This is a genomic window from Sphingomonas sp. ABOLE, from assembly GCF_003950455.1.
Taxonomy (GTDB): domain Bacteria; phylum Pseudomonadota; class Alphaproteobacteria; order Sphingomonadales; family Sphingomonadaceae; genus Sphingomonas; species Sphingomonas trueperi.
In genome coordinates this window covers 122,596-140,509 of record NZ_QQWY01000002.1, presented here as the reverse complement: position 1 = coordinate 140,509, position 17,914 = coordinate 122,596, and the positions used below count along the sequence as shown (strand labels likewise).

Below are 17,914 nucleotides of genomic sequence, written 5' to 3'. Positions count from 1 at the left end.
CCTCACCTTCGCCCTGCACCAACGCTGCACTGCAGCAGGGTGTTCATCATTTCCTTATCATGATCCAGCGCTCCCTGGTTACGCGGGTAATGGTGCCAGCGCCGCGGTTCCGAGCAGCGCCGGAATATGCTGGGCCAAGGCGAAATAGCCCTTGCGGCAATAGGGCCATGCCTGCTCGTCCCAGGCACGGCGATGTTCGGCGATGGGGATCGCTTCGCGGTGCGCTGCCAGCGAGTCCGCGACCTGCCCAACGGGGGCATAGCCCGTCACGATCTGCGCGACCCCGTCCTCCTGCGCGACCGCCACGGCAGCATCGACATCGTCGACCCAACGCGCGGCCACGCCCCAGTGGCCGGTAGCACGCTGCAGCCCGTCCGCCACCGCGGCAATATCCGCCGCACCGCTGCAATGCCGACGACACGCTACGACACGCCGCACGTCCAAGCCCTGCAGGCGCACCTCCGTCTCCAGCGACAGGTCCTCGGGAGTCAGCAGCAATAGGGATGGTGCCTGCAGGTCCGGCACCGCCGGCTCGCGGATGCGGCAAAGATCCGGCACGGATGTTTCACGTGGAACATCCGCCGTCTTCGTGAGGCCCTGCGCGCGAAAGCGCCCGCCGGTCTGCACCTGAATGCGCTCCGCATTCGCGAGATACACTTCCCCGGGCGTGTGCAATCCCGCCACCCAGCGCCAGGACAGCGTATTGGAGGCAGGGTCCGCATCGACCAAATGTCGGAAGGTAAATGCCGCGCCGAGTGCCCAAGGAAGTCCAAGCGTGAAGATCCAGATCGACGCGAACTGCATCCGCGCCCAATTGTGCAGATAGCCCGTCTCGAACAATTCCCGTGCCCATGCGTCGAAGGCGTCGATCCCGGTCCGCCCTTCGACCGCCGCGGCATAGCCCTCCGGCAACCCCTGTTCAGTCAGCCGCGCACATTCGGCGCGCCAATCGTGCCAGACCGACGGATGCTGCTCCAGCCAGCCCTTCCAATAGGTCCGCCAATACAGCTCAGCGATGAACTTGGCGGCCGGCGCATAGCCATGCATGCCCAGAACCAGCTCGGCAATTTCCGCTTCGCTGATCAGCCGCCGCCGTACCGCTGCGGAGAGCCGAGACACCGCATGATGCTGCCCCTGCCCCCGGTCCTCATTGCGATGCTGGGTGTACGCCGCACCCGCATGCGGTAGAAAGGCGGCCAGGCGCGCCTGAGCCGCACTGCGCGACAAGGGGAAGTCGAACGACAGGATTGGCCCACGGCCCGGAGCAGAGAGCAACATGACGATAAGTTGCCATGCCACTCGTGAAGGTCAACCCTGCCTATAAGGACAGTGCCACCAAATCAGATACGTTCCCCGCTCAGTCGCTGACAAATCATGTCGAGCTGATCAAGCGTCGAATAGCCAACGGTCAGCGTACCGCCCTTATCGCCATGGGCAATGCGCACGTTGAGACCGAGCACGTCGCCCAAATGCCGCTCCAAGGCGGAAATATCGGGATCCCCTTCGCTGCGGCTGTCGCTTGCCTTGCGCTTCGGCGCCGGCTTGGCGGTGCGCGCCAGCTTCTCGGTGTCGCGCACCGACAGCCCCTTGGCGACGACTTCGCGCGCCAGCTTCTCGGGATCGGGCGCGCCGATCAGCGCACGGGCATGGCCCATCTCCAGCGAGCGATCGACCACCATCTCGCGCACCGGCACCGGCAGGTCGAGCAGGCGCAGCAGATTGGCGATGTGGCTGCGCGACTTGTGGACGATCTTGCCCAGCGCTTCCTGGGTATGGCCGAACTCTCGGATCAGCCGGGCATAGCCCTCGGCTTCTTCGATCGCGTTGAGGTCTTGGCGCTGGATATTCTCGATCAGCGCAATCTCGAGCGTCTCGGCGTCGCTCAGCTCGCGGACAATCACCGGCACCTCGTGGAGCCGCGCCCGCTGTGCCGCCCGCCAGCGGCGCTCGCCGGCGACGATCTGGAAACTCTGTCCGTGTGGACGCACGAAGATCGGCTGGATCAGCCCGCGGGTGCGGATCGACTCGGCCAGCGTATCCAGCGCCTCCTCGTCGAAATGGCGACGCGGCTGGTTGGGATCGGCGACCAGCGAGCTGGTCGGCAGCATCCGCACGCCCGAGCTGCTCGTCGGATTGCCCTTGATCGGCTCTTCGGGGATGCTGTCCCCCAGCAACGCGGAAAGCCCGCGGCCGAGGCCAGGGCGGGGCTTGCGGGCGGCGGCGGGAGAATCGGTCATGCGGCTTTCTGCAATTTGGGAAGGCGGTCGATCACTTCGCGGGCCAGGGCGATATAGGCTTCGGAGCCGGCGCAGCGATGATCGTAGATCAGCGCGGGCACCCCGTGGCTCGGCGCTTCGGACAGGCGGACGTTGCGTGGGATGACGGTATCGAACACCACCCTGCCCAGCACCGCACGGACATCGTCCGAGACCTGGTCGGTCAGCCGGTTGCGGCGATCATACATGGTCAGCGCGACGCCGAGGATCGACAGGCCCGGGTTGAACCGGCTGCGGATCCGCTCGACGGTATTGAGCAGCTGGCTGAGCCCTTCCAGCGCGAAGAACTCGCATTGGAGCGGGACCAGCAACGCATGCGCCGCCACCATCGCATTGACCGTCAGCAGCCCCAGCGAGGGCGGGCAGTCGACCAGGATCACGTCCCATCGCTCGGCCCGATGGCGCTTGATCGCCGCGTCCAGCCGGTGGGTGCGCGCATCGAACTCGATCAGCTCGATCTCGGCGCCCGACAGGTCCTGCGTCGCCGGCACCACGTCGAGTCCGGGCACGGTGGTCGGCACCGCCACGTCTTCGAGATCGGCATCGGAAACGAGCAGGTCATAGCTCGAATGCTCACGATCCCCGCGGCCGATGCCGAGCCCGGTCGAGGCATTGCCCTGCGGGTCGAAATCGATCAGCAGTACCCGCTTGCCGGTGGCGGCGAGGGCGGTGCCGACATTGATGGCGGTCGTGGTCTTGCCCACCCCGCCCTTCTGATTGGCGATCGTGATGGTGATCATCTGGCGCCTATCTGTGTTGCGACCACGATGCCCGAGTCCGGCTGCGTGATGCTGGGTTCCACGTGAAACCGACCTTGCCATTTCGCGCGCGCGGCATCCACCTCCGATTGCGCACTCCGTCCCTTGGGCAGCAACCAGACTGTGGACGAATCGGTGCAGTGCACTGTGGATAACATCAGCGCGGACAATTCGGCGACGGCACGGGCGGACACCACGGCCACGGGCCGGTCCGGACGATAGGATTCAACCTTGCTACCAATCACCGTCACGCGATCACCGATGCCGAGCCGGTCGGCGGCGTCGCGGAGAAACTGCACGCGCTTGGTGCGCGGCTCGACCAGCACCACCGGGCGATCGGTAAGCAGCGCCACCACGATGCCGGGCAGTCCCGCGCCGCTACCGACATCGAGCCATGCCCCCTTCCCGGCCTTTTCCGCAAGCGGCACCAGCTGGGCCGAATCGGTAAGGTGACGGCCCCAGAGGCTGTCCAGGGTCGAGCGAGCAATCAGGTTCTGATGCGCCGCTTCGGCGACGAGGATGTCGCCGAACTTGGCGACCAGTGTTTCACGTGAAACACCGAAGCGGTTCCGCATCCAGGCTTTGGCTTCGTCTTCGTTCATGCCACGGCCTTTCGCGCGTGCAACAAAATGGCGGAAAGGGCCGCGGGGGTGATGCCGCGAATACGCGCTGCCGCACCCAGCGTCTCGGGCGCAGCGACGGTCAGGCGCTCGACCATCTCGTTCGACAGGCCGGGGATGGCGGCATAGTCCATGTCGCCCCGTAGCCGCACCGCATCGTTGGCGCGCAGCTGGGCGACTTCGGCATCCTGCCGTTCGAGATAGGGTGCGTAGCGCGCGTCCTCGACATATTCGGCGAGCAGGGCAGCATCCGTTTCGGGGACCGAATCCAGCACATGCTCAAGCGCGACGCCGGGAAAGCGCAGCCACTCCCGCGCCGGCCGCTTCGCGCCGTCCTGCGCCACGGTCGCGCCGCGGGTGGCGAGCTGGTGCGCGGTACGCTCGACCGCGAAGATCGCGTCGAGCTTCTCCCTGCCTTCCCGGCTACGGTCGAGCCGATCCTGGCGCTCGGAACCGAGAAGCCCCAGCGCCTCGCCGATCGGCCCCAGCCGTGTCTCGGCATTGTCCGCGCGCAACCGCAGCCGAAATTCGGCACGGGCGGTGAGCATGCGATAGGGTTCGGTCACCCCCTGCAGCACCAGGTCGTCGATCATCACGCCGAGATAGGAGGTGGCACGATCGAGCACCAAGGGCGCAATGCCGAGCGCCAGTGCCGCCGCATTGGCGCCCGCGGCGAGCCCCTGCCCGCCTGCTTCCTCATAGCCGGTCGTGCCGTTGATCTGACCGGCGAAAAACAGGCCGGGGATCTGCGGCAGCGCCAGCGTGGATTCCAGCGCGCGCGGATCGATATAGTCATATTCGACCGCATAGCCGGGCACGGTGATGACCGCCTGCTCCAGCCCCGGGATCGAGGCAATCATTGCTGCCTGCACATCAACCGGCAACGACGTCGAAAGCCCGTTGGGGTAGACCAAGTGATGGTCGAGCGCCTCGGGCTCGAGGAACACTTGGTGCCCGTCGCGATCGCCGAAGCGATGGACCTTGTCCTCGATCGACGGGCAGTAGCGCGGGCCCTGCGCCTCGATCGCGCCGGTGAACAGCGGCGAGCGATCGAGCCCGCTGCGGATGGCATCGTGCGTCGCTTGGGTAGTGCGGGTGACGGCGCAGTGGAGCTGCGGCAGCGGCCGCGTCGCATTCATGGGCGACATCGTCCACGGCTCGACATCGGAGGCCTGCTCTTCGGTGCGCGCCCAATCGATCGTCCGACCGTCGAGCCGCGGGGGCGTGCCGGTCTTGAGCCGCCCCATCGGCAGCGCCAGCTCGCGCAGCTGCGCCGCGAGGCGAAGCGCGGAGGCCTCCCCTACCCGCCCGCCTTCGAACCGCTCCTCGCCGCGGAACAGCCGGCCGCCGAGGAAGGTGCCGGTTGCGAGCACGACGGCTGGCGCGGCCAGGCGACTGCCATCGCGGAGCTGCACGCCGGCGACCTTGCTGCCTTCCAGGACCAGCGCTTCCGCCTCGCCCTCGACGAGCGTCAGATGGTCCTGCGCACGCAGCATCGCCTGGACCGCTGCGGCGTAACGCATGCGGTCCGCCTGTACCCTTGGTCCCTGCACGGCAGTGCCCTTGGAGCGGTTGAGCATACGGTAGTGAATGCCCGCCGCGTCCGCCGCGCGCGCCATCAGCCCGTCGAGCGCGTCGATCTCGCGGACGAGATGGCCCTTGCCGAGGCCGCCGATCGCCGGGTTGCACGACATCGCGCCGAGCTTTTCCAGATCGAAGCTGAGCAGCGCGGTACGGGCGCCGCGGCGCGCGGCCGCAGCCGCTGCCTCGGTACCGGCATGGCCGCCGCCGATCACGATCACGTCGAATTGCATGGCACCGCTAAACGCCTTCGGCGCGCGCTTGTCCAGAGGGGTGCGGCGGAACGCCTCATCCGTGTTCCACGTGGAACACATTATTTACCGATGCAGAACTTTCCGAATAGCGCATCGAGTACATCTTCGACGCCAGCGCGTCCGGTAATCGCATCGAGCGCACGGCGGGCGGCGCGGAGCTCCTCGGCGAACAGCAGCGGGTCGTCGAGCAGCGACGCTCGCGCCAGCGCATCGGCTGCCGCGTTGCACCAGCTGCGCTGGCGAGCATTGAGCGCGACGAGATCGGGCGGTGGCAGCAGCTCGGACGCGGCGTCCGCCATGCGTCGCCAGAGCGTGTCGAGGCCCCTGCCCTCGCGCACCGACACGACCAGCTGGTCGGCCTGCGCCGGCGCGCGACCTTCGACATCGGCACGGGCATGCACCCACAGGGCGCAGGGATGTAACGGCGGCGCATCGTCGCCCAGCCACAGCAACAGATCGGCTTCGGCCAGCGCATCGCGGGCGCGTGCCACACCGATGGCTTCGATCGGATCGTCGGTTTCCTCTGCGAGCCCTGCGGTGTCGATCAGCAGCCAGGCGATGCCTTCGCGGACCACGGGTATTTCGATGCGGTCGCGCGTCGTGCCGGCGATGGGCGACACGATCGCGGCGTCGCGCTCGGCCAGCGCGTTGAACAGGGTCGACTTGCCGGCATTGGGCGGGCCGCCCAGCGCGACGCATAACCCGTCCCGCAGCCGCTCCACCGGCGGCCGCGCTGCGACGGCGGCGATGTCGCTGCCCAGCGCGGCGGCGGCGGTCCGCAGCGCCGGCAGCGGGTCGGCACCGGCGACGTCATCCTCGTCGCCATGATCGAGTTCGGCTTCGATGCGGGCGGCGAGCCCGAGCAACCGGTTCGTCCAGTCCTCGGCATGCCGCCGCACCGCGCCGCCCGCACTGCGGATCGCCGCGCGGCGCTGCGCCTCGGTCTCGGCCATCAGCAGGTCGCCCAGCCCCTCGGCCTCGCTCAGGTCCAGCCGGCCGTGGAGCAGCGCCCGCCGCGTGAACTCCCCTGCCTCCGCTACGCGAAGTTCGGGAAGTTCGGCGAGCGCCGCCTCCACCGCGCGCACCACGGCGCGGCCGCCATGCAGGTGCAACTCGGCAAGATCCTCACCGGTCGCCGATCGCGGCCCCGGGAAGCATAGCACCAATGCCTGGTCGAGCGGCTCGCCGGCCGCATCACGCAAGGTGCGCAGCACAGCATGCCGCGGTGCGGGGACGTTGCCCGCAAGCTGCTGCACCGCAGCAAAGGCTCGGGCGCCGCTGATGCGCAGCACTGCGATCGCCGCGGGCGGCGCGCCACTCGAGACCGCGAAGATCGTGTCCATACGGGCCGTGGTCAGCTCCCGGGCTTCTTGGTCGCGGCGTCAAACATGCCGCGCCAGAAGTTCATCCCCGCCTCGCCCATCGGCGCCCAGCTGCGCATCATCTGCTCGAAGCCTTCGGGGGTGCCGTGATTCTCGATCGCCTTCACCATTAGCTGCACATAGCGATCATGGACCGGGGTCAGGTCGGGCAGTCCCATGGCGCGGCGCGCTTCTTCCGGCGTGCACTCGACTTCGACGTTGATCTTCATGTGAACCCTTCCGCGCTTGAGCGCATCCCCGGCCGCCTGCTAGGCCATGGCCATGTATGCGCGCGACCATGCCCTGATCGCAACGCCCATCGGCCCGATCCGGATCGAAGGCAAGGAGGGGTATCTGGAGCGCATCACCATCGGCGTCGAAGGCCCCGCCAGCCACGGCAGTGCGGCAGCCGTGCGGGCGGCCGCGGAGCAGCTCGAACAATGGTTCGCCGGTGAACGGCGCGACTTCGACGTGGCGCTGGCGCCAGCGTCCACACCGCGCGGCGCGTTTCTGCGCGACGGCCTGATCGCTGTGCCGTTCGGAAAGGTTATCAGCTATGGCGAACTTTCACGCGCGCTGGGCTCAAGCGCCCGCGCAATCGGTCAGCTATGTGCCCGAAATCCCTTCCCGCTCGTTGTGCCCTGCCACCGCGTGGTGAATCAGGGCGGCGGGCTCGGCGCCTATTCGGCCGGGCAAGGACCGATCACCAAATCCTGGCTGCTCGAGCATGAGCGGCGCCTAACCGGAGACTATCTGCTATGAGCACTCTGACGATCGACGCCCTGGACGAGACCGGCAGCTTCTCCGCCTATGTCGCGCGTCCCGAGGGCACCCCACGCGCGGCGATCATCGTGATCCAGGAAATCTTCGGCGTGAACGACGGCATCCGCCAGAAGTGCGAGGACTTCGCGCAAGAGGGCTATCTGGCTATCGCGCCCGACCTGTTCTGGCGCCTCGAGCCCGGTATCGAGCTCGACGCCGATGTGCCGGAGCAATTCCAGCAGGCGCTGGACCTGTTCGGCAAGTTCGACCAGGACAAGGGCATCGCCGACATCGAATCGACCATCCAGGTCGCGCGTGCCGAACTCGGCGGCGGCAAGGTCGGTGCCGTCGGCTTTTGCCTTGGCGGCCGCCTCGCCTATATGACCGCGGCACGAACCGACATCGATGCGAGCGTCGCCTATTATGCGGTGGGGATCGACGGGCTGCTCGACGAGAAGCACGCCATCGCCAAGCCACTGATGCTACATATCCCGGTCGCCGACCATTTCGTTCCGCCTGAGGTACAAGCGAAGATGCACGAGGGTCTGGACGGTCACCCCAAGGTCACGCTGTTCGACTATCCGGGCGAGGACCATGGCTTCGCCGCCGAGCTCGGCAAACGCCGGTCGGAAGAGGCCGCGCAGCTCGCCGACAAGCGCACTGCGGAGTTCTTCGCCGCCAACCTGGGCTGAGGCCTTGCTCACCCCTCCCTGCCGAGCAGGGAGGGGTCCTGGGCATCAGAATAAGCTGGTGATGCCCGCGGTGCCAGGCGTGCCCACCCAGCCTTCGTAGATCATCTTGCACGCGACGAAGACGATCACCGCCAGGCCGAAATAGGCGATCCAGCGGTGGCGATCGATCAGCTTGGCGATCAGGTTCGCCGCGAGCCCCATCAGCGCCACCGACAGCAGCAGCCCGACCACCAGAATCCCCGGATGCTCGCGCGCGGCGCCCGCAACGGCCAAGACATTGTCGAGGCTCATCGAGACGTCCGCGACCGCAACCGCCCAGGCGGCCCCGGCAAAGCTGCGCGCCGAACGCACGCCCGAATGCTCGTCGCCTTCGATCTCCTCCGAGCCGGCGCTTTCACCGCCATGGCGGATCTCACGCCAGAACTTCCAGCTGACCCAGAGCAGCAGCAGCCCGCCCGCGAAGATCAGCCCGACGATGCCCATGAGCCAGCTGACGATCAGCGCGAAGGCGATGCGCAGCACCAGCGCCGCGCCGATGCCGATCAGGATCACCTTCTTGCGCTGGTCCGCCGGCAGCCCCGCCGCCAGCGCGCCGACGACAATGGCATTGTCGCCCGCCAGCACCAGGTCGATCATCAGAACCGAGCCAAAGGCGGCGAGTGCCGCCGGATCGCCGAGGTTGGAGAAATCGGCGACGATGTGCTGCCAGATGTCGAGCGGGGAGCCGATACCGCCCGCGGCGGCGCTGAGAAGAAGATCGATCATGCCAAAAACCCTAGCGCCCTGATCGGCGTACGCAACGCCTACGCATGCCCGAGCCGAGACGTTCCATTACCCCTAACGCAAAAAGGCCGGGCAGCACGGCCCGGCCCCTCCAAAATAGCGGTCGGAAACCCGTGCGTTACTGATTCATGCTGTCGAAGAAGTCCTCGTTGGTCTTCGAGTCCTTCATCTTGTCGAGCAGGAATTCCATCGCGTCGATGGTGCCCATCTGCATCAGGATGCGGCGCAGCACCCACATCTTGGTGAGCTTGGCCTTTTCGACCAGCAACTCTTCCTTGCGGGTGCCCGACTTGCCGACGTCGAGCGCCGGGAAGATGCGCTTGTCCGCCACCTTGCGGTCGAGGACGATTTCCGAGTTGCCGGTGCCCTTGAACTCTTCGAAGATCACTTCGTCCATGCGGCTGCCGGTATCGATCAGCGCGGTGGCGATGATCGAAAGCGAGCCGCCTTCCTCGATGTTGCGGGCAGCACCGAAGAAGCGCTTCGGACGCTGCAGTGCGTTGGCGTCGACACCGCCGGTCAGCACCTTGCCCGAGCTCGGCACCACGGTGTTGTAGGCGCGGCCGAGGCGGGTGATCGAGTCAAGCAGGATCACCACGTCCTTCTTGTGCTCGACCAGGCGCTTGGCCTTTTCGATCACCATTTCGGCGACCTGCACGTGGCGCGTGGCCGGCTCGTCGAAGGTCGAGCTGATCACTTCGCCCTTCACCGAACGCTGCATGTCGGTGACTTCTTCCGGGCGCTCGTCGATGAGCAGCACGATGAGGAAGACTTCGGGATGGTTGTCGGTGATCGCCTTGGCGATGTTCTGCAGCAGCACGGTCTTACCGACGCGCGGCGGCGCGACGATCAGCGCGCGCTGGCCCTTGCCCTGCGGTGCGACGATGTCGATCACGCGGGCCGACTTGTCCTTGACCGTGGGGTCGAGCGTGTCGAGGCGCAGCTTCTGCTCTGGATAGAGCGGGGTCAGGTTGTCGAAGTTGACGCGGTGGCGCACCGCATCGGGATCGTCGAAATTGACCTTCACCAGCTTGGTGAGCGCGAAATAGCGTTCGCCGTCCTTCGGCCCGCGGATCTCGCCTTCCACCGTGTCGCCGGTGCGCAGGCCGAACTTCCGGACCTGGTTGGGGCTGACATAGATGTCGTCGGGGCCGGCGAGATAGTTCGCTTCGGGCGAGCGGAGGAAACCGAAGCCGTCGGGCAGCACTTCGATCGTGCCTTCGCCCATGATCTGGTCACCCTGCTCGGCCTGGGCCTTGAGGATGGCGAAGAGCAGGTCCTGCTTGCGCAGCGTCGACGCGCTCTCGACGCCCAGTGCCTCGGCCATGGTGACCAGCTCGGCGGGGGCGGTTTTCTTGAGGTCCTTGAGATGCATGGAAGGTCCGGAAATTCTAAGGGGGGAGAGCGTCGATCGGCGATGTGTACGCGCAGGAGTCGATGCTTGAAGGAAGGATGCACCGGGCTCGGCACACGCCAACAAAATTAGGTAGCGGGTTGCCCCAAGTCAACTGCGATTCGGCGCAGATTACCTCGCCGAATCGCAGTACTTCTCAGAACGGCTTCACCTCGGCGAGGATGACGATGAAGACGAGCGCCAGCGCCGGTACTTCGTTGAGGAAACGCAGCGTGCGCGTCGCGATCGGCGCCTCCCCCCGGCCCAGCTTCCGCGCATAGCCCACCGCCCAGCCATGATAGCCGCTGAGCAGCACGACGAGCAGCAGCTTGGCATGGAGCCAGCCGATTCCCGCCTGGCCGTCGAACAGCCCGATATTGGCCGAGAGCGCCAGCCCGAGCACCCAGACGATCAGCATCGAAGGCGTGAGGATCATCCGCTTGAGCAGCGCCTCGCGCTTCGCCCAGGCCGCCGCCTCGGGCGTGCCGAGCGCCTCCTGGTGGTGGATCAGGTAGCGCGGGAACAGGAACAGCCCCGCCATCCAGAATATCACGAAGATGACGTGGAACGCCTTCACCCAGAGATAGGCACTGCCCAGCCAGCCGATCATGCTGCGGTTCCTCGTACGCGGCCCAGCAGCTGCTCGACATGCGCGATCGGCGTGTCGGGCAGGATACCGTGGCCCAGATTGAACACATGGGGCCGCTCCGGAAAGGCCGCGAGGATCCGATCGATCGCATGATCGAGCACCGTGCCGCCGGTGATCAGCGCCAGCGGATCGAGGTTGCCCTGTACCGGCAGTCCTTCCGGCAACACTGCGTTCGCCCATGCAGGGTCGACCGTCTCATCGAGTCCGATCGCATCGACTCCGGTTTCGCGAGCATAGGCGGCGAGCTTGCCCCCTGCCCCCTTCGGGAATCCAATCACGGGCACCAGATCCCGAACGGCGGCCACGATCCGCGCGTTGGGGGCGATCACCCAGCGTTCGAACTGGGCGGGGCTGAGACTGCCGGCCCAGCTGTCGAACAGCTGCACCGCCTCGACCCCGGCTTCGGCCTGGGCCCGCAGATAGGCGATGGTCTGGTCGGCGATGCGATCGACTAGCGCCTGCATCAGGCCCTCGTCGCGATAGGCAAGGCGGCGGGCCTCGGCCTGCTCGCGGCTGCCTTGGCCGGCAATCATGTACGTCGCCACGGTCCAGGGGGAGCCCGCAAAGCCCAGGAGGGTGGTCGAGGGGTCCAGGGAGGCCTTCACGCGTCGAATCGTGCCGTAGATGGGCTCCAGGACGCTGGAATCTGCATCGAAGCTGTCGAGCACGTCCCTCGCGGTCACCGTCGGGGCGAGTCTGGGGCCTTCGCCGGTCTCGAACCACAGCTTCTGGCCCAGCGCCATCGGCACCACGAGGATGTCGGAAAACAGGATCGCGCCGTCCATGCCGAAGCGGCGGATCGGCTGCAGCGTGATTTCGGCCGCCGCGTCGGAATCCATCGCGAGCGCGAGGAATCCCCCCTTCTCGGCACGGAGCGCACGATATTCGGGCAGGTATCGGCCGGCCTGGCGCATGAGCCAGACGGGCGGAATGGGCTGGCGAGTCCCTCGAAGGGTCGCGAGCAGCGGCTTGGATGCGCGAAGAGTCAGAGCCGGGATCCCACTACTAGAAGATTCGATTCTCAGGATGTTGGAGTCTGTTGGCCGGTGAAAGCCGGGGCTTATGGCGATGTGAGTCAGTTGCCAACAATTTGACTCCTGCTGCCATGCGGAATCGCACGGATTCGGAAAAACTGTCCACAAGACTCACAGGCTGTGCATGGAAAGCACAAGCTGGGGATGCGGCTGTGGACGAATCACCAGCTGAATCGCGGAATCGGGCGGGTTGGCCGGATGCCGCGGTTACGCTACCGCTTGTTCGCCATGTTATGCACAGATCGGTCCCCAGCCTGATGCGGCTGCACCTGCACCTGCTCTCGGACTCCACCGGCGAGACCCTGGAAAACATCGCCAAGGCGGCGCTGGCGCAGTTCGACGATGTCGAGCCGCTGCGCCATTTCTGGCCGATGGTGCGCAGCGAGGCGCATCTGGAACGCATCCTGCAGGAGATCGCGCAGAACCCCGGGCTGGTGATCTACACATTGGTCAATCGCGACATCCGCCGCATGCTCGAGACGCGCTGCCGCGCGCTGGGGCTCCCGGCGATCGCGCCGCTCGACCAGGTGAGCCATGCGCTGTCCAATCTCCTCGGCCAGGAAGCCAAGGCGCGGCCGGGCCGCCAGCACATGCTCGATGCCGCCTATTTCGCCCGCGTCGACGCGATCCAGTTCACCATCGCGCATGACGACGGCATCGGCTGGGAGGATTGGGAGGAAAGCGACATTTTGCTCGCCGGCGTGTCGCGTTCGTCGAAGACGCCGACCTCGATCTATCTCGCCAATCGCGGTTACAAGGTGTCGAACATCCCGATCGTGGTCGAGTCCCCGCCCCCGGCCAAGCTGTTCCAGCTCCAGCGGCCGCTGATCGTCGGGCTCACCACCAGCGCCGACCGGCTGGTGCAGATCCGCCGCAACCGGCTGCTCTCGCTCAACCAGGCGCCCCAGACCGACTATGTCGACCAGGAAGCGGTGCAGCGCGAGATCGCCTTTGCCCGCCGGATGTTCGCCGACCACGGCTGGCCGGTGATCGACGTCACCCGTCGCTCGATCGAGGAGACCGCGGCCGCGATCATCCAGCTGTGCAACGACCGTGAAATGGACCGCCGATAATGCCGACTCTAGTCCTTGCCTCCCAGAGCGCCTCGCGCCGGGCAATGCTCGATGCCGCAGGCGTGGCGCACGAGGCGCTGCCGGCGCTGGTCGATGAGGCCAGCGCGAAGCAATCGCTGCTCGCCGAGGGTACGTCCCCGCGCGACCTTGCCGATGCGCTCGCCGAGCTGAAGGCGCTCAAGGTTTCGCGCATGGCCCCGCAGGCCCTGGTGCTGGGGGGCGACTCGCTCGTCGCGCTCGACGATGGCAGCCTGCTCGACAAGCCCGAGACCCGCGAACAGGCGCGCGACCATCTCCAGCGCATGTCGGGCAAGACCCACGACATCTACAGCGCGGCGGTGATCGCCGAGGGCGGCCGACCGGTGTGGCGGCATGTCGATCGCGCCCGGCTCCACGTCCGCCCGCTGAGCGAGGCGTTCATCGAATCCTACCTCGATGTCGAATGGCCGGCGATCGCCGGTTGCGTCGGCTGCTTCCGGATCGAGGGGCCCGGCGTGCAGCTCTTCAGCCGGACCGACGGCAGCCATTTCACCATCCTCGGCATGCCGCTGCTGCCGATTCTCGACTATCTGCGCACCCGGGGAGTGATGCCCAAGTGACTCGCTATGCCGAGGTGATCGGCGATCCGATCTCCCATTCCAAATCGCCGATCATCCACAAGTTCTGGCTCGATGCGCTGGGGATCGAGGGCGATTATCGCCGCACCCATGTGCTGGGCGACGACCTCGCCGGCTATTTCGCCCGAGCCAGGGACGACGCCGACTGGCGCGGTTGCAACGTCACGATTCCGCACAAGCTGGCGGTGATGGACCTGGTCGGCGATCCCGGGGGCGTGCGCAGCACGATCGGCGCGATGAATACGGTGATTCGCGGTGACGACGGCGCGCTGATCGGCACCAACACCGATGCCGGCGGCTTCTTCTCGCCGATTGCCGGGCTGGAGCTGGAAGGCCGCCATGCGGTGGTGGTCGGCGCCGGCGGTGGGGCCCGCGCGGTCCTGTTCGCCTTGTCTCGCGTGGGTATCGGCCGGGTTACGATCCTCAACCGCAACGTGCTCAAGGCAGCCGCCTTGCTTTCCAGCTTCGGGGTGAGGGGCGATGCGCTGCCGATCGGCGCGCCCCTGCCCGCGGCCGATCTGCTGGTGAATGCCAGCCCGCTCGGCATGGACGGCCAGCCGCCGCTCGACCTGGATCTCGATCCGCTGCCCGAACATGCCGTGGTCTACGATATCGTCTATGCCCCGCTCGAGACGCCGCTGCTCGCCCAGGCGCGCGACCGCGAGCTGGACACGGTGGACGGCCTCGAGATGCTGGTCGGCCAGGCCGCGCTCGCCTTCGAGCTCTTCTTCGGCGCCGAACCCCCGCGCGATCGCGACGAGGAACTGCGCGCGCTGCTCACTGCATGAGCAGGCGGCCGATCGTGCTCGGGCTCACCGGCTCGATCGGCATGGGCAAGTCGACCGTCGCGGCGATGTTCGCCGCCGACGGCGTGCCGGTGTTCGACGCCGATGCGACCGTCCACCACCTCCAGGGTCCGAGTGGCGCGGCGGTCGCGGCGATCGAAGCCGAGTTTCCGGACACGACCACAGAACTCGGGGTGAATCGCACGCTGCTGCGCGAGGCGGTGATGGCCGACCCCACCGCCTTCGCCCGACTCGAAGCGATCCTGCACCCCGCCGTCGCCGAGGCGCGCGAGTCGTTCCTGGCGGCCCACGCCGATGCGCCGCTGGTCGTTCTTGACGTACCATTGCTGTTCGAGGCCGGCGGCTGGCGGCATGTCGACAAGATCGCCGTCGTCTCCGCCCCGCCTGAGGTGCAGCGTAACCGCGTCCTCGCCCGCCCCGGCATGACCGCGGAACGCTTCGACGCCATCCTCGCGCGGCAAATGCCCGACGCCGAGAAACGCGCCCGCGCCGATTTCGTCATCCCCACCGGCGAAGGCCTGCAGGTTACGGAAGATTGCGTACGGAACGTCATCGCTTGCCTCGCGCCGCCTGCGGGTGGATAAGCGCTCCATGCGGGAAATCGTGTTTGACACCGAAACGACGGGACTCAGCTTCTCAGGCGGCGACCGCCTCGTCGAAATCGGCTGTGTCGAGCTGGTGAACCGGGTTGCCACCGGCAACCACTTCCACGCCTATATCAATCCGCAGCGCGCCATGCCGGTGGAGGCGTTCAACGTCCACGGCCTGTCCGAGCGATTTCTTTCCGACAAGCCGGTGTTCGAGGATGTCGTCGAGGATCTGCTGGCGTTTATCGGCGACTCGCCGATGGTCGCGCACAATGCAGGGTTCGACTTCAGCTTCCTCAACGGGGAACTCGGCCGCTGCAGCCGTCCGATCGTCGACCTCAGCCGCATGGTCGACACGCTGGTGCTCGCGCGCACCCGGCATCCCGGTGCCAAGCACACGCTCGACGCGCTGTGCAGCCGCTACGGCATCGATCTCAGCGCGCGTACCCTGCACGGCGCGCTGCTCGACGCGCAGCTGCTGGCCCAGGTCTATGTCGAGCTGACCGGCGGCCGCCAGATCACGCTGGGCCTGGCGGAAGAAGTCCCGGTGGTGCCCGAGACCGCCGCCGAGGCGCCGAGCAGGGTACATATCCGGCCGGCGCGACGGTTTACCGCGAGTGCGGTGGAACTTGAACGGCACGCAGCGTTTCTGAAGTCCCTGGACGAGCCGCTATGGGGTGTTCCCACAATCGACGCGGTTCCGGCGCAGCCCTAGGTCGCTCGTCCCTAATTGCGAAGTGGAGGTACATTATGGATATCCGGATCTCGGGGCATCAGGTCGATACGGGCGCAGCGCTCAAGACGCAGGTGACGGATCGGGTCCAGGGTATCGCCGACAAATATTTCTCCCGCGCCATCTCCTCGCAGATCACCTTCGGCAAGGGCCCGCACGACAACGGCTTCACCTGCGACATCGTGATGCACGTGACGCAAGGCCTGGTGCTCAAGGCGACCAACAGCGGCATGGAAGCGCATGGCGCGTTCGATGGCGCGGCCGACCGGATCGACAAGCAGCTGCGACGCTATGTCCGACGGCTCAAGGATCGACGTCCGACCGAAGTGATCGCGCTGGCCGAGGGCGGCGCCTATGACAATGGTTTCGACAATGCCGGCTATACCTTGTTCCAGGAACCGGCTGCCGAGGAAGAAGTCGCCGATGCACCGCTGGTGATCGCGGAGACGCGCGTCGACGTACCGGACGCCACGGTTTCGGACGCAGTGATGATGCTCGACTTGCGCAATACCAACGCATTGCTGTTCCGCAACAGCGGTACAGGCGCCTATAATATGGTCTATCGCCGCGGCGACGGAACGATTGGCTGGGTTGAGCCCAACCGCGCACCGGCGTAAGGCCGGCCTGCCCGACGGGCAGCACCGCTTCTTTGGAACGATTTCATGACTGATCTGAGCGATTTGCTCGTGCCGGAGGCGGTGCTCGCCGGCGTTACGGCGGGTAACAAGAAGGCGCTGTTCCAGCAGCTTGGTGCCAGTGCGACGGCGACCTACGGGGTCGACGCCAAGCTGGTGGCCGAGCGGCTGGCCGAGCGCGAGCGGCTGGGCTCGACCGGCTTCGGCGGCGGCATCGCGATCCCGCACGCCCGGCTCGACGACTTGCCGCACGTGTGCGGCGTGTTCGCCCGGCTGGAGCAGCCGCTCGATTTCGGCGCGGTCGACGAGCTGCCGGTGGATCTGGTGTTCATGCTGCTCTCGCCGACCAATGCCGGCACCGAGCATCTGAAGGCGCTCGCCTCGGTATCGCGGCGGCTGCGCGAGCGGCCCTTTGCCGAGAAGCTGCGCGGCGCGGGCTCGAAGGACGCGCTCTACGTGCTGCTCACCGGAGTCGAGGCGCGTGACGCCGCCTGAATCGGCGCCGACCGGGGCCGAGGCGCATTACCGGGCGCTCGAATCGCTCTACGCCGCCGCCCCGATCAACCAGCTCTTCCCCTCGGTGCTCGAGATTCCGGAGGCGGGGATCGCGCGGATCCGCTTCGACGTGGACTCGCGCTATTTCCACGCGGCCGGGGCGACGCACGGCACCAGCTATTTCAAGATGCTCGACGATGCCGCCTTCTATGCGGCGAACAGCCTGGTCACCGATCGCTTCCTGCTGACCACCGCCTTCAACCTGCTGCTGACCAGGCCCCTGCCCGAAGGGCCGGTGATCGCCGAAGGCCGCTGGGTGAGCGGCCAGCGTCGGGTGTTCGTCGCCGAGGCGCGGCTGATCGACGCGCAGGGCGAAGAAGCCGCGCGGGGCACGGGCACCTTCATGCGCTCGCGGATCGCGCTCGCTACCCTGCCCGGCTATCGCACCGCATGACCCCGCGGCTGACCAGCGCGATGCTGGTGAGCGCGCTCGTGCGGCGGGCAGATGCCGCGGGCGGATCGGCGATGGTGCTGGCCAAGGGCGACGCGACTTCGGGTGCGATCCTGCTGCTGCTGCTCGAACGCGGCGCCAACCCGCGCTTCGTGGAGGGGGGGATCGGCCCCGACGGCGAGCGCGCGCTGCTCCCCTCCGGCCCCAAGGAACTGGCGGACGAGGCGGAGGCCGGCGCCTATTGGCGACGGCGGCGGGAGCGCGACGGCGATCTATGGGTCGTCGAACTGGATATCGCAGGCGGCGAACGGTTCGCCGCTGAAACGATGAACCTTTGTTGACAGTCCGGCCCAC

General features: G+C 66.9%; 22 protein-coding genes. 11 read left to right on the top strand and 11 right to left on the bottom strand.

Annotation, left to right across the window (positions count from 1 at the left end; translation table 11 throughout):
- Positions 1-78: 78 nt before the first annotated feature.
- The 7 genes from CA234_RS02055 to CA234_RS02025 form a co-directional block, all read right to left on the bottom strand.
- Positions 79-1,227, bottom strand: a complete 1,149-nt coding sequence (locus CA234_RS02055; protein ID WP_241213159.1) for an FAD-binding domain-containing protein — start codon at positions 1,225-1,227, stop codon at positions 79-81.
- A 113-nt stretch (positions 1,228-1,340) separates the two neighbouring features.
- On the bottom strand, positions 1,341-2,237 hold the full coding sequence (locus CA234_RS02050; protein ID WP_125973122.1) for a ParB/RepB/Spo0J family partition protein: 897 nt from the start codon (positions 2,235-2,237) through the stop codon (positions 1,341-1,343).
- Positions 2,234-3,016 (bottom strand): ParA family protein, encoded by a 783-nt coding sequence (locus CA234_RS02045; RefSeq protein ID WP_093296292.1) that lies wholly within the window; start codon positions 3,014-3,016, stop codon positions 2,234-2,236. Before CA234_RS02045 ends, CA234_RS02050 begins: the two co-directional genes overlap by 4 nt.
- Positions 3,013-3,636, bottom strand: coding sequence for a 16S rRNA (guanine(527)-N(7))-methyltransferase RsmG (gene rsmG, locus CA234_RS02040; protein ID WP_126000741.1), 624 nt, complete (start codon positions 3,634-3,636; stop codon positions 3,013-3,015). The genes CA234_RS02045 and rsmG overlap by 4 nt, the downstream gene beginning before the upstream one ends.
- Positions 3,633-5,468: a tRNA uridine-5-carboxymethylaminomethyl(34) synthesis enzyme MnmG gene (gene mnmG, locus CA234_RS02035; protein ID WP_126000740.1), complete on the bottom strand. Its 1,836-nt coding sequence runs from the start codon at positions 5,466-5,468 to the stop codon at positions 3,633-3,635. The genes rsmG and mnmG overlap by 4 nt, the downstream gene beginning before the upstream one ends.
- Before the next feature lie 80 nt (positions 5,469-5,548).
- Positions 5,549-6,832 (bottom strand): tRNA uridine-5-carboxymethylaminomethyl(34) synthesis GTPase MnmE, encoded by a 1,284-nt coding sequence (mnmE, locus tag CA234_RS02030; RefSeq protein ID WP_126000739.1) that lies wholly within the window; start codon positions 6,830-6,832, stop codon positions 5,549-5,551.
- Positions 6,833-6,843: 11 nt separating this feature from the next.
- Positions 6,844-7,080, bottom strand: a complete 237-nt coding sequence (locus tag CA234_RS02025) for a DUF6489 family protein (protein ID WP_010542707.1) — start codon at positions 7,078-7,080, stop codon at positions 6,844-6,846.
- Between the two features lie 52 nt (positions 7,081-7,132).
- Between CA234_RS02025 and CA234_RS02020 the strand changes: the two genes are divergently transcribed.
- On the top strand, positions 7,133-7,612 hold the full coding sequence (locus CA234_RS02020) for a methylated-DNA--[protein]-cysteine S-methyltransferase (RefSeq protein WP_125973289.1): 480 nt from the start codon (positions 7,133-7,135) through the stop codon (positions 7,610-7,612).
- Complete coding sequence (locus CA234_RS02015; RefSeq protein WP_125973114.1) at positions 7,609-8,304, top strand: dienelactone hydrolase family protein; 696 nt, start codon at positions 7,609-7,611, stop codon at positions 8,302-8,304. The genes CA234_RS02020 and CA234_RS02015 overlap by 4 nt, the downstream gene beginning before the upstream one ends.
- A gap of 45 nt (positions 8,305-8,349) precedes the next feature.
- Here the strand turns inward: CA234_RS02015 and CA234_RS02010 are convergent, their stop codons facing one another.
- The 4 genes from CA234_RS02010 to hemE form a co-directional block, all read right to left on the bottom strand.
- Positions 8,350-9,069 (bottom strand): TerC family protein, encoded by a 720-nt coding sequence (locus tag CA234_RS02010; protein WP_125973112.1) that lies wholly within the window; start codon positions 9,067-9,069, stop codon positions 8,350-8,352.
- 136 nt (positions 9,070-9,205) lie between these two features.
- Positions 9,206-10,462 carry a transcription termination factor Rho gene (gene rho, locus CA234_RS02005; protein WP_064313625.1) on the bottom strand — a complete coding sequence of 419 codons (1,257 nt, stop codon included), beginning with the start codon at positions 10,460-10,462 and terminating at the stop codon, positions 9,206-9,208.
- 175 nt (positions 10,463-10,637) lie between these two features.
- Complete coding sequence (locus CA234_RS02000; protein ID WP_125973110.1) at positions 10,638-11,090, bottom strand: CopD family protein; 453 nt, start codon at positions 11,088-11,090, stop codon at positions 10,638-10,640.
- Entirely contained in the window at positions 11,087-12,118 is a 1,032-nt protein-coding gene (gene hemE, locus CA234_RS01995; RefSeq protein ID WP_125973287.1) for a uroporphyrinogen decarboxylase, read from the bottom strand. Before hemE ends, CA234_RS02000 begins: the two co-directional genes overlap by 4 nt.
- A gap of 302 nt (positions 12,119-12,420) precedes the next feature.
- On the opposite strand from hemE, the gene CA234_RS01990 reads away from it, so the two are divergent.
- The 9 genes from CA234_RS01990 to CA234_RS01950 are packed head-to-tail and all read left to right on the top strand — an operon-like array spanning position 12,421 to position 17,901.
- Complete coding sequence (locus tag CA234_RS01990; protein ID WP_206431076.1) at positions 12,421-13,236, top strand: pyruvate, water dikinase regulatory protein; 816 nt, start codon at positions 12,421-12,423, stop codon at positions 13,234-13,236.
- A complete protein-coding gene (locus CA234_RS01985) occupies positions 13,236-13,835 on the top strand; it encodes a nucleoside triphosphate pyrophosphatase (RefSeq protein WP_125973108.1) in 600 nt (199 codons plus the stop codon). The genes CA234_RS01990 and CA234_RS01985 overlap by 1 nt, the downstream gene beginning before the upstream one ends.
- Positions 13,832-14,641 (top strand): shikimate dehydrogenase, encoded by an 810-nt coding sequence (gene aroE, locus CA234_RS01980; protein ID WP_126000738.1) that lies wholly within the window; start codon positions 13,832-13,834, stop codon positions 14,639-14,641. The genes CA234_RS01985 and aroE overlap by 4 nt, the downstream gene beginning before the upstream one ends.
- Positions 14,638-15,243 carry a dephospho-CoA kinase gene (gene coaE / locus CA234_RS01975; RefSeq protein ID WP_125973104.1) on the top strand — a complete coding sequence of 202 codons (606 nt, stop codon included), beginning with the start codon at positions 14,638-14,640 and terminating at the stop codon, positions 15,241-15,243. Before aroE ends, coaE begins: the two co-directional genes overlap by 4 nt.
- Positions 15,244-15,250: 7 nt before the next feature.
- The gene (gene dnaQ / locus CA234_RS01970) at positions 15,251-15,961 is read left to right on the top strand and encodes a DNA polymerase III subunit epsilon (protein ID WP_125973102.1); all 711 of its coding nucleotides are present in this window, start codon (positions 15,251-15,253) and stop codon (positions 15,959-15,961) included.
- 35 nt (positions 15,962-15,996) lie between these two features.
- Positions 15,997-16,596 (top strand): ribosome-associated translation inhibitor RaiA, encoded by a 600-nt coding sequence (gene raiA / locus CA234_RS01965; protein ID WP_125973099.1) that lies wholly within the window; start codon positions 15,997-15,999, stop codon positions 16,594-16,596.
- A gap of 45 nt (positions 16,597-16,641) precedes the next feature.
- On the top strand, positions 16,642-17,109 hold the full coding sequence (locus CA234_RS01960; protein WP_125973097.1) for a PTS sugar transporter subunit IIA: 468 nt from the start codon (positions 16,642-16,644) through the stop codon (positions 17,107-17,109).
- Positions 17,096-17,563 (top strand): PaaI family thioesterase, encoded by a 468-nt coding sequence (locus CA234_RS01955; protein WP_126000737.1) that lies wholly within the window; start codon positions 17,096-17,098, stop codon positions 17,561-17,563. Before CA234_RS01960 ends, CA234_RS01955 begins: the two co-directional genes overlap by 14 nt.
- Positions 17,560-17,901 (top strand): DUF1491 family protein, encoded by a 342-nt coding sequence (locus tag CA234_RS01950; protein ID WP_126000736.1) that lies wholly within the window; start codon positions 17,560-17,562, stop codon positions 17,899-17,901. Before CA234_RS01955 ends, CA234_RS01950 begins: the two co-directional genes overlap by 4 nt.
- Positions 17,902-17,914 lie beyond the last annotated feature (13 nt).

What these genes read in the sequence shown, in the direction of transcription:
- CA234_RS02050 (WP_125973122.1), bottom strand. Translation starts at nt 2,237, where the DNA reads ATGACCGATTCTCCCGCCGCCGCCCGCAAGCCCCGCCCTGGCCTCGGC.
- CA234_RS02045 (WP_093296292.1), bottom strand. Translation starts at nt 3,016, where the DNA reads ATGATCACCATCACGATCGCCAATCAGAAGGGCGGGGTGGGCAAGACC.
- rsmG (WP_126000741.1), bottom strand. Translation starts at nt 3,636, where the DNA reads ATGAACGAAGACGAAGCCAAAGCCTGGATGCGGAACCGCTTCGGTGTT.
- mnmG (WP_126000740.1), bottom strand. Translation starts at nt 5,468, where the DNA reads ATGCAATTCGACGTGATCGTGATCGGCGGCGGCCATGCCGGTACCGAG.
- mnmE (WP_126000739.1), bottom strand. Translation starts at nt 6,832, where the DNA reads ATGGACACGATCTTCGCGGTCTCGAGTGGCGCGCCGCCCGCGGCGATC.
- CA234_RS02025 (WP_010542707.1), bottom strand. Translation starts at nt 7,080, where the DNA reads ATGAAGATCAACGTCGAAGTCGAGTGCACGCCGGAAGAAGCGCGCCGC.
- CA234_RS02020 (WP_125973289.1), top strand. Translation starts at nt 7,133, where the DNA reads ATGTATGCGCGCGACCATGCCCTGATCGCAACGCCCATCGGCCCGATC.
- CA234_RS02015 (WP_125973114.1), top strand. Translation starts at nt 7,609, where the DNA reads ATGAGCACTCTGACGATCGACGCCCTGGACGAGACCGGCAGCTTCTCC.
- CA234_RS02010 (WP_125973112.1), bottom strand. Translation starts at nt 9,069, where the DNA reads ATGATCGATCTTCTTCTCAGCGCCGCCGCGGGCGGTATCGGCTCCCCG.
- rho (WP_064313625.1), bottom strand. Translation starts at nt 10,462, where the DNA reads ATGCATCTCAAGGACCTCAAGAAAACCGCCCCCGCCGAGCTGGTCACC.
- CA234_RS02000 (WP_125973110.1), bottom strand. Translation starts at nt 11,090, where the DNA reads ATGATCGGCTGGCTGGGCAGTGCCTATCTCTGGGTGAAGGCGTTCCAC.
- CA234_RS01990 (WP_206431076.1), top strand. Translation starts at nt 12,421, where the DNA reads ATGCGGCTGCACCTGCACCTGCTCTCGGACTCCACCGGCGAGACCCTG.
- CA234_RS01985 (WP_125973108.1), top strand. Translation starts at nt 13,236, where the DNA reads ATGCCGACTCTAGTCCTTGCCTCCCAGAGCGCCTCGCGCCGGGCAATG.
- coaE (WP_125973104.1), top strand. Translation starts at nt 14,638, where the DNA reads ATGAGCAGGCGGCCGATCGTGCTCGGGCTCACCGGCTCGATCGGCATG.
- dnaQ (WP_125973102.1), top strand. Translation starts at nt 15,251, where the DNA reads ATGCGGGAAATCGTGTTTGACACCGAAACGACGGGACTCAGCTTCTCA.
- raiA (WP_125973099.1), top strand. Translation starts at nt 15,997, where the DNA reads ATGGATATCCGGATCTCGGGGCATCAGGTCGATACGGGCGCAGCGCTC.
- CA234_RS01960 (WP_125973097.1), top strand. Translation starts at nt 16,642, where the DNA reads ATGACTGATCTGAGCGATTTGCTCGTGCCGGAGGCGGTGCTCGCCGGC.
- CA234_RS01950 (WP_126000736.1), top strand. Translation starts at nt 17,560, where the DNA reads ATGACCCCGCGGCTGACCAGCGCGATGCTGGTGAGCGCGCTCGTGCGG.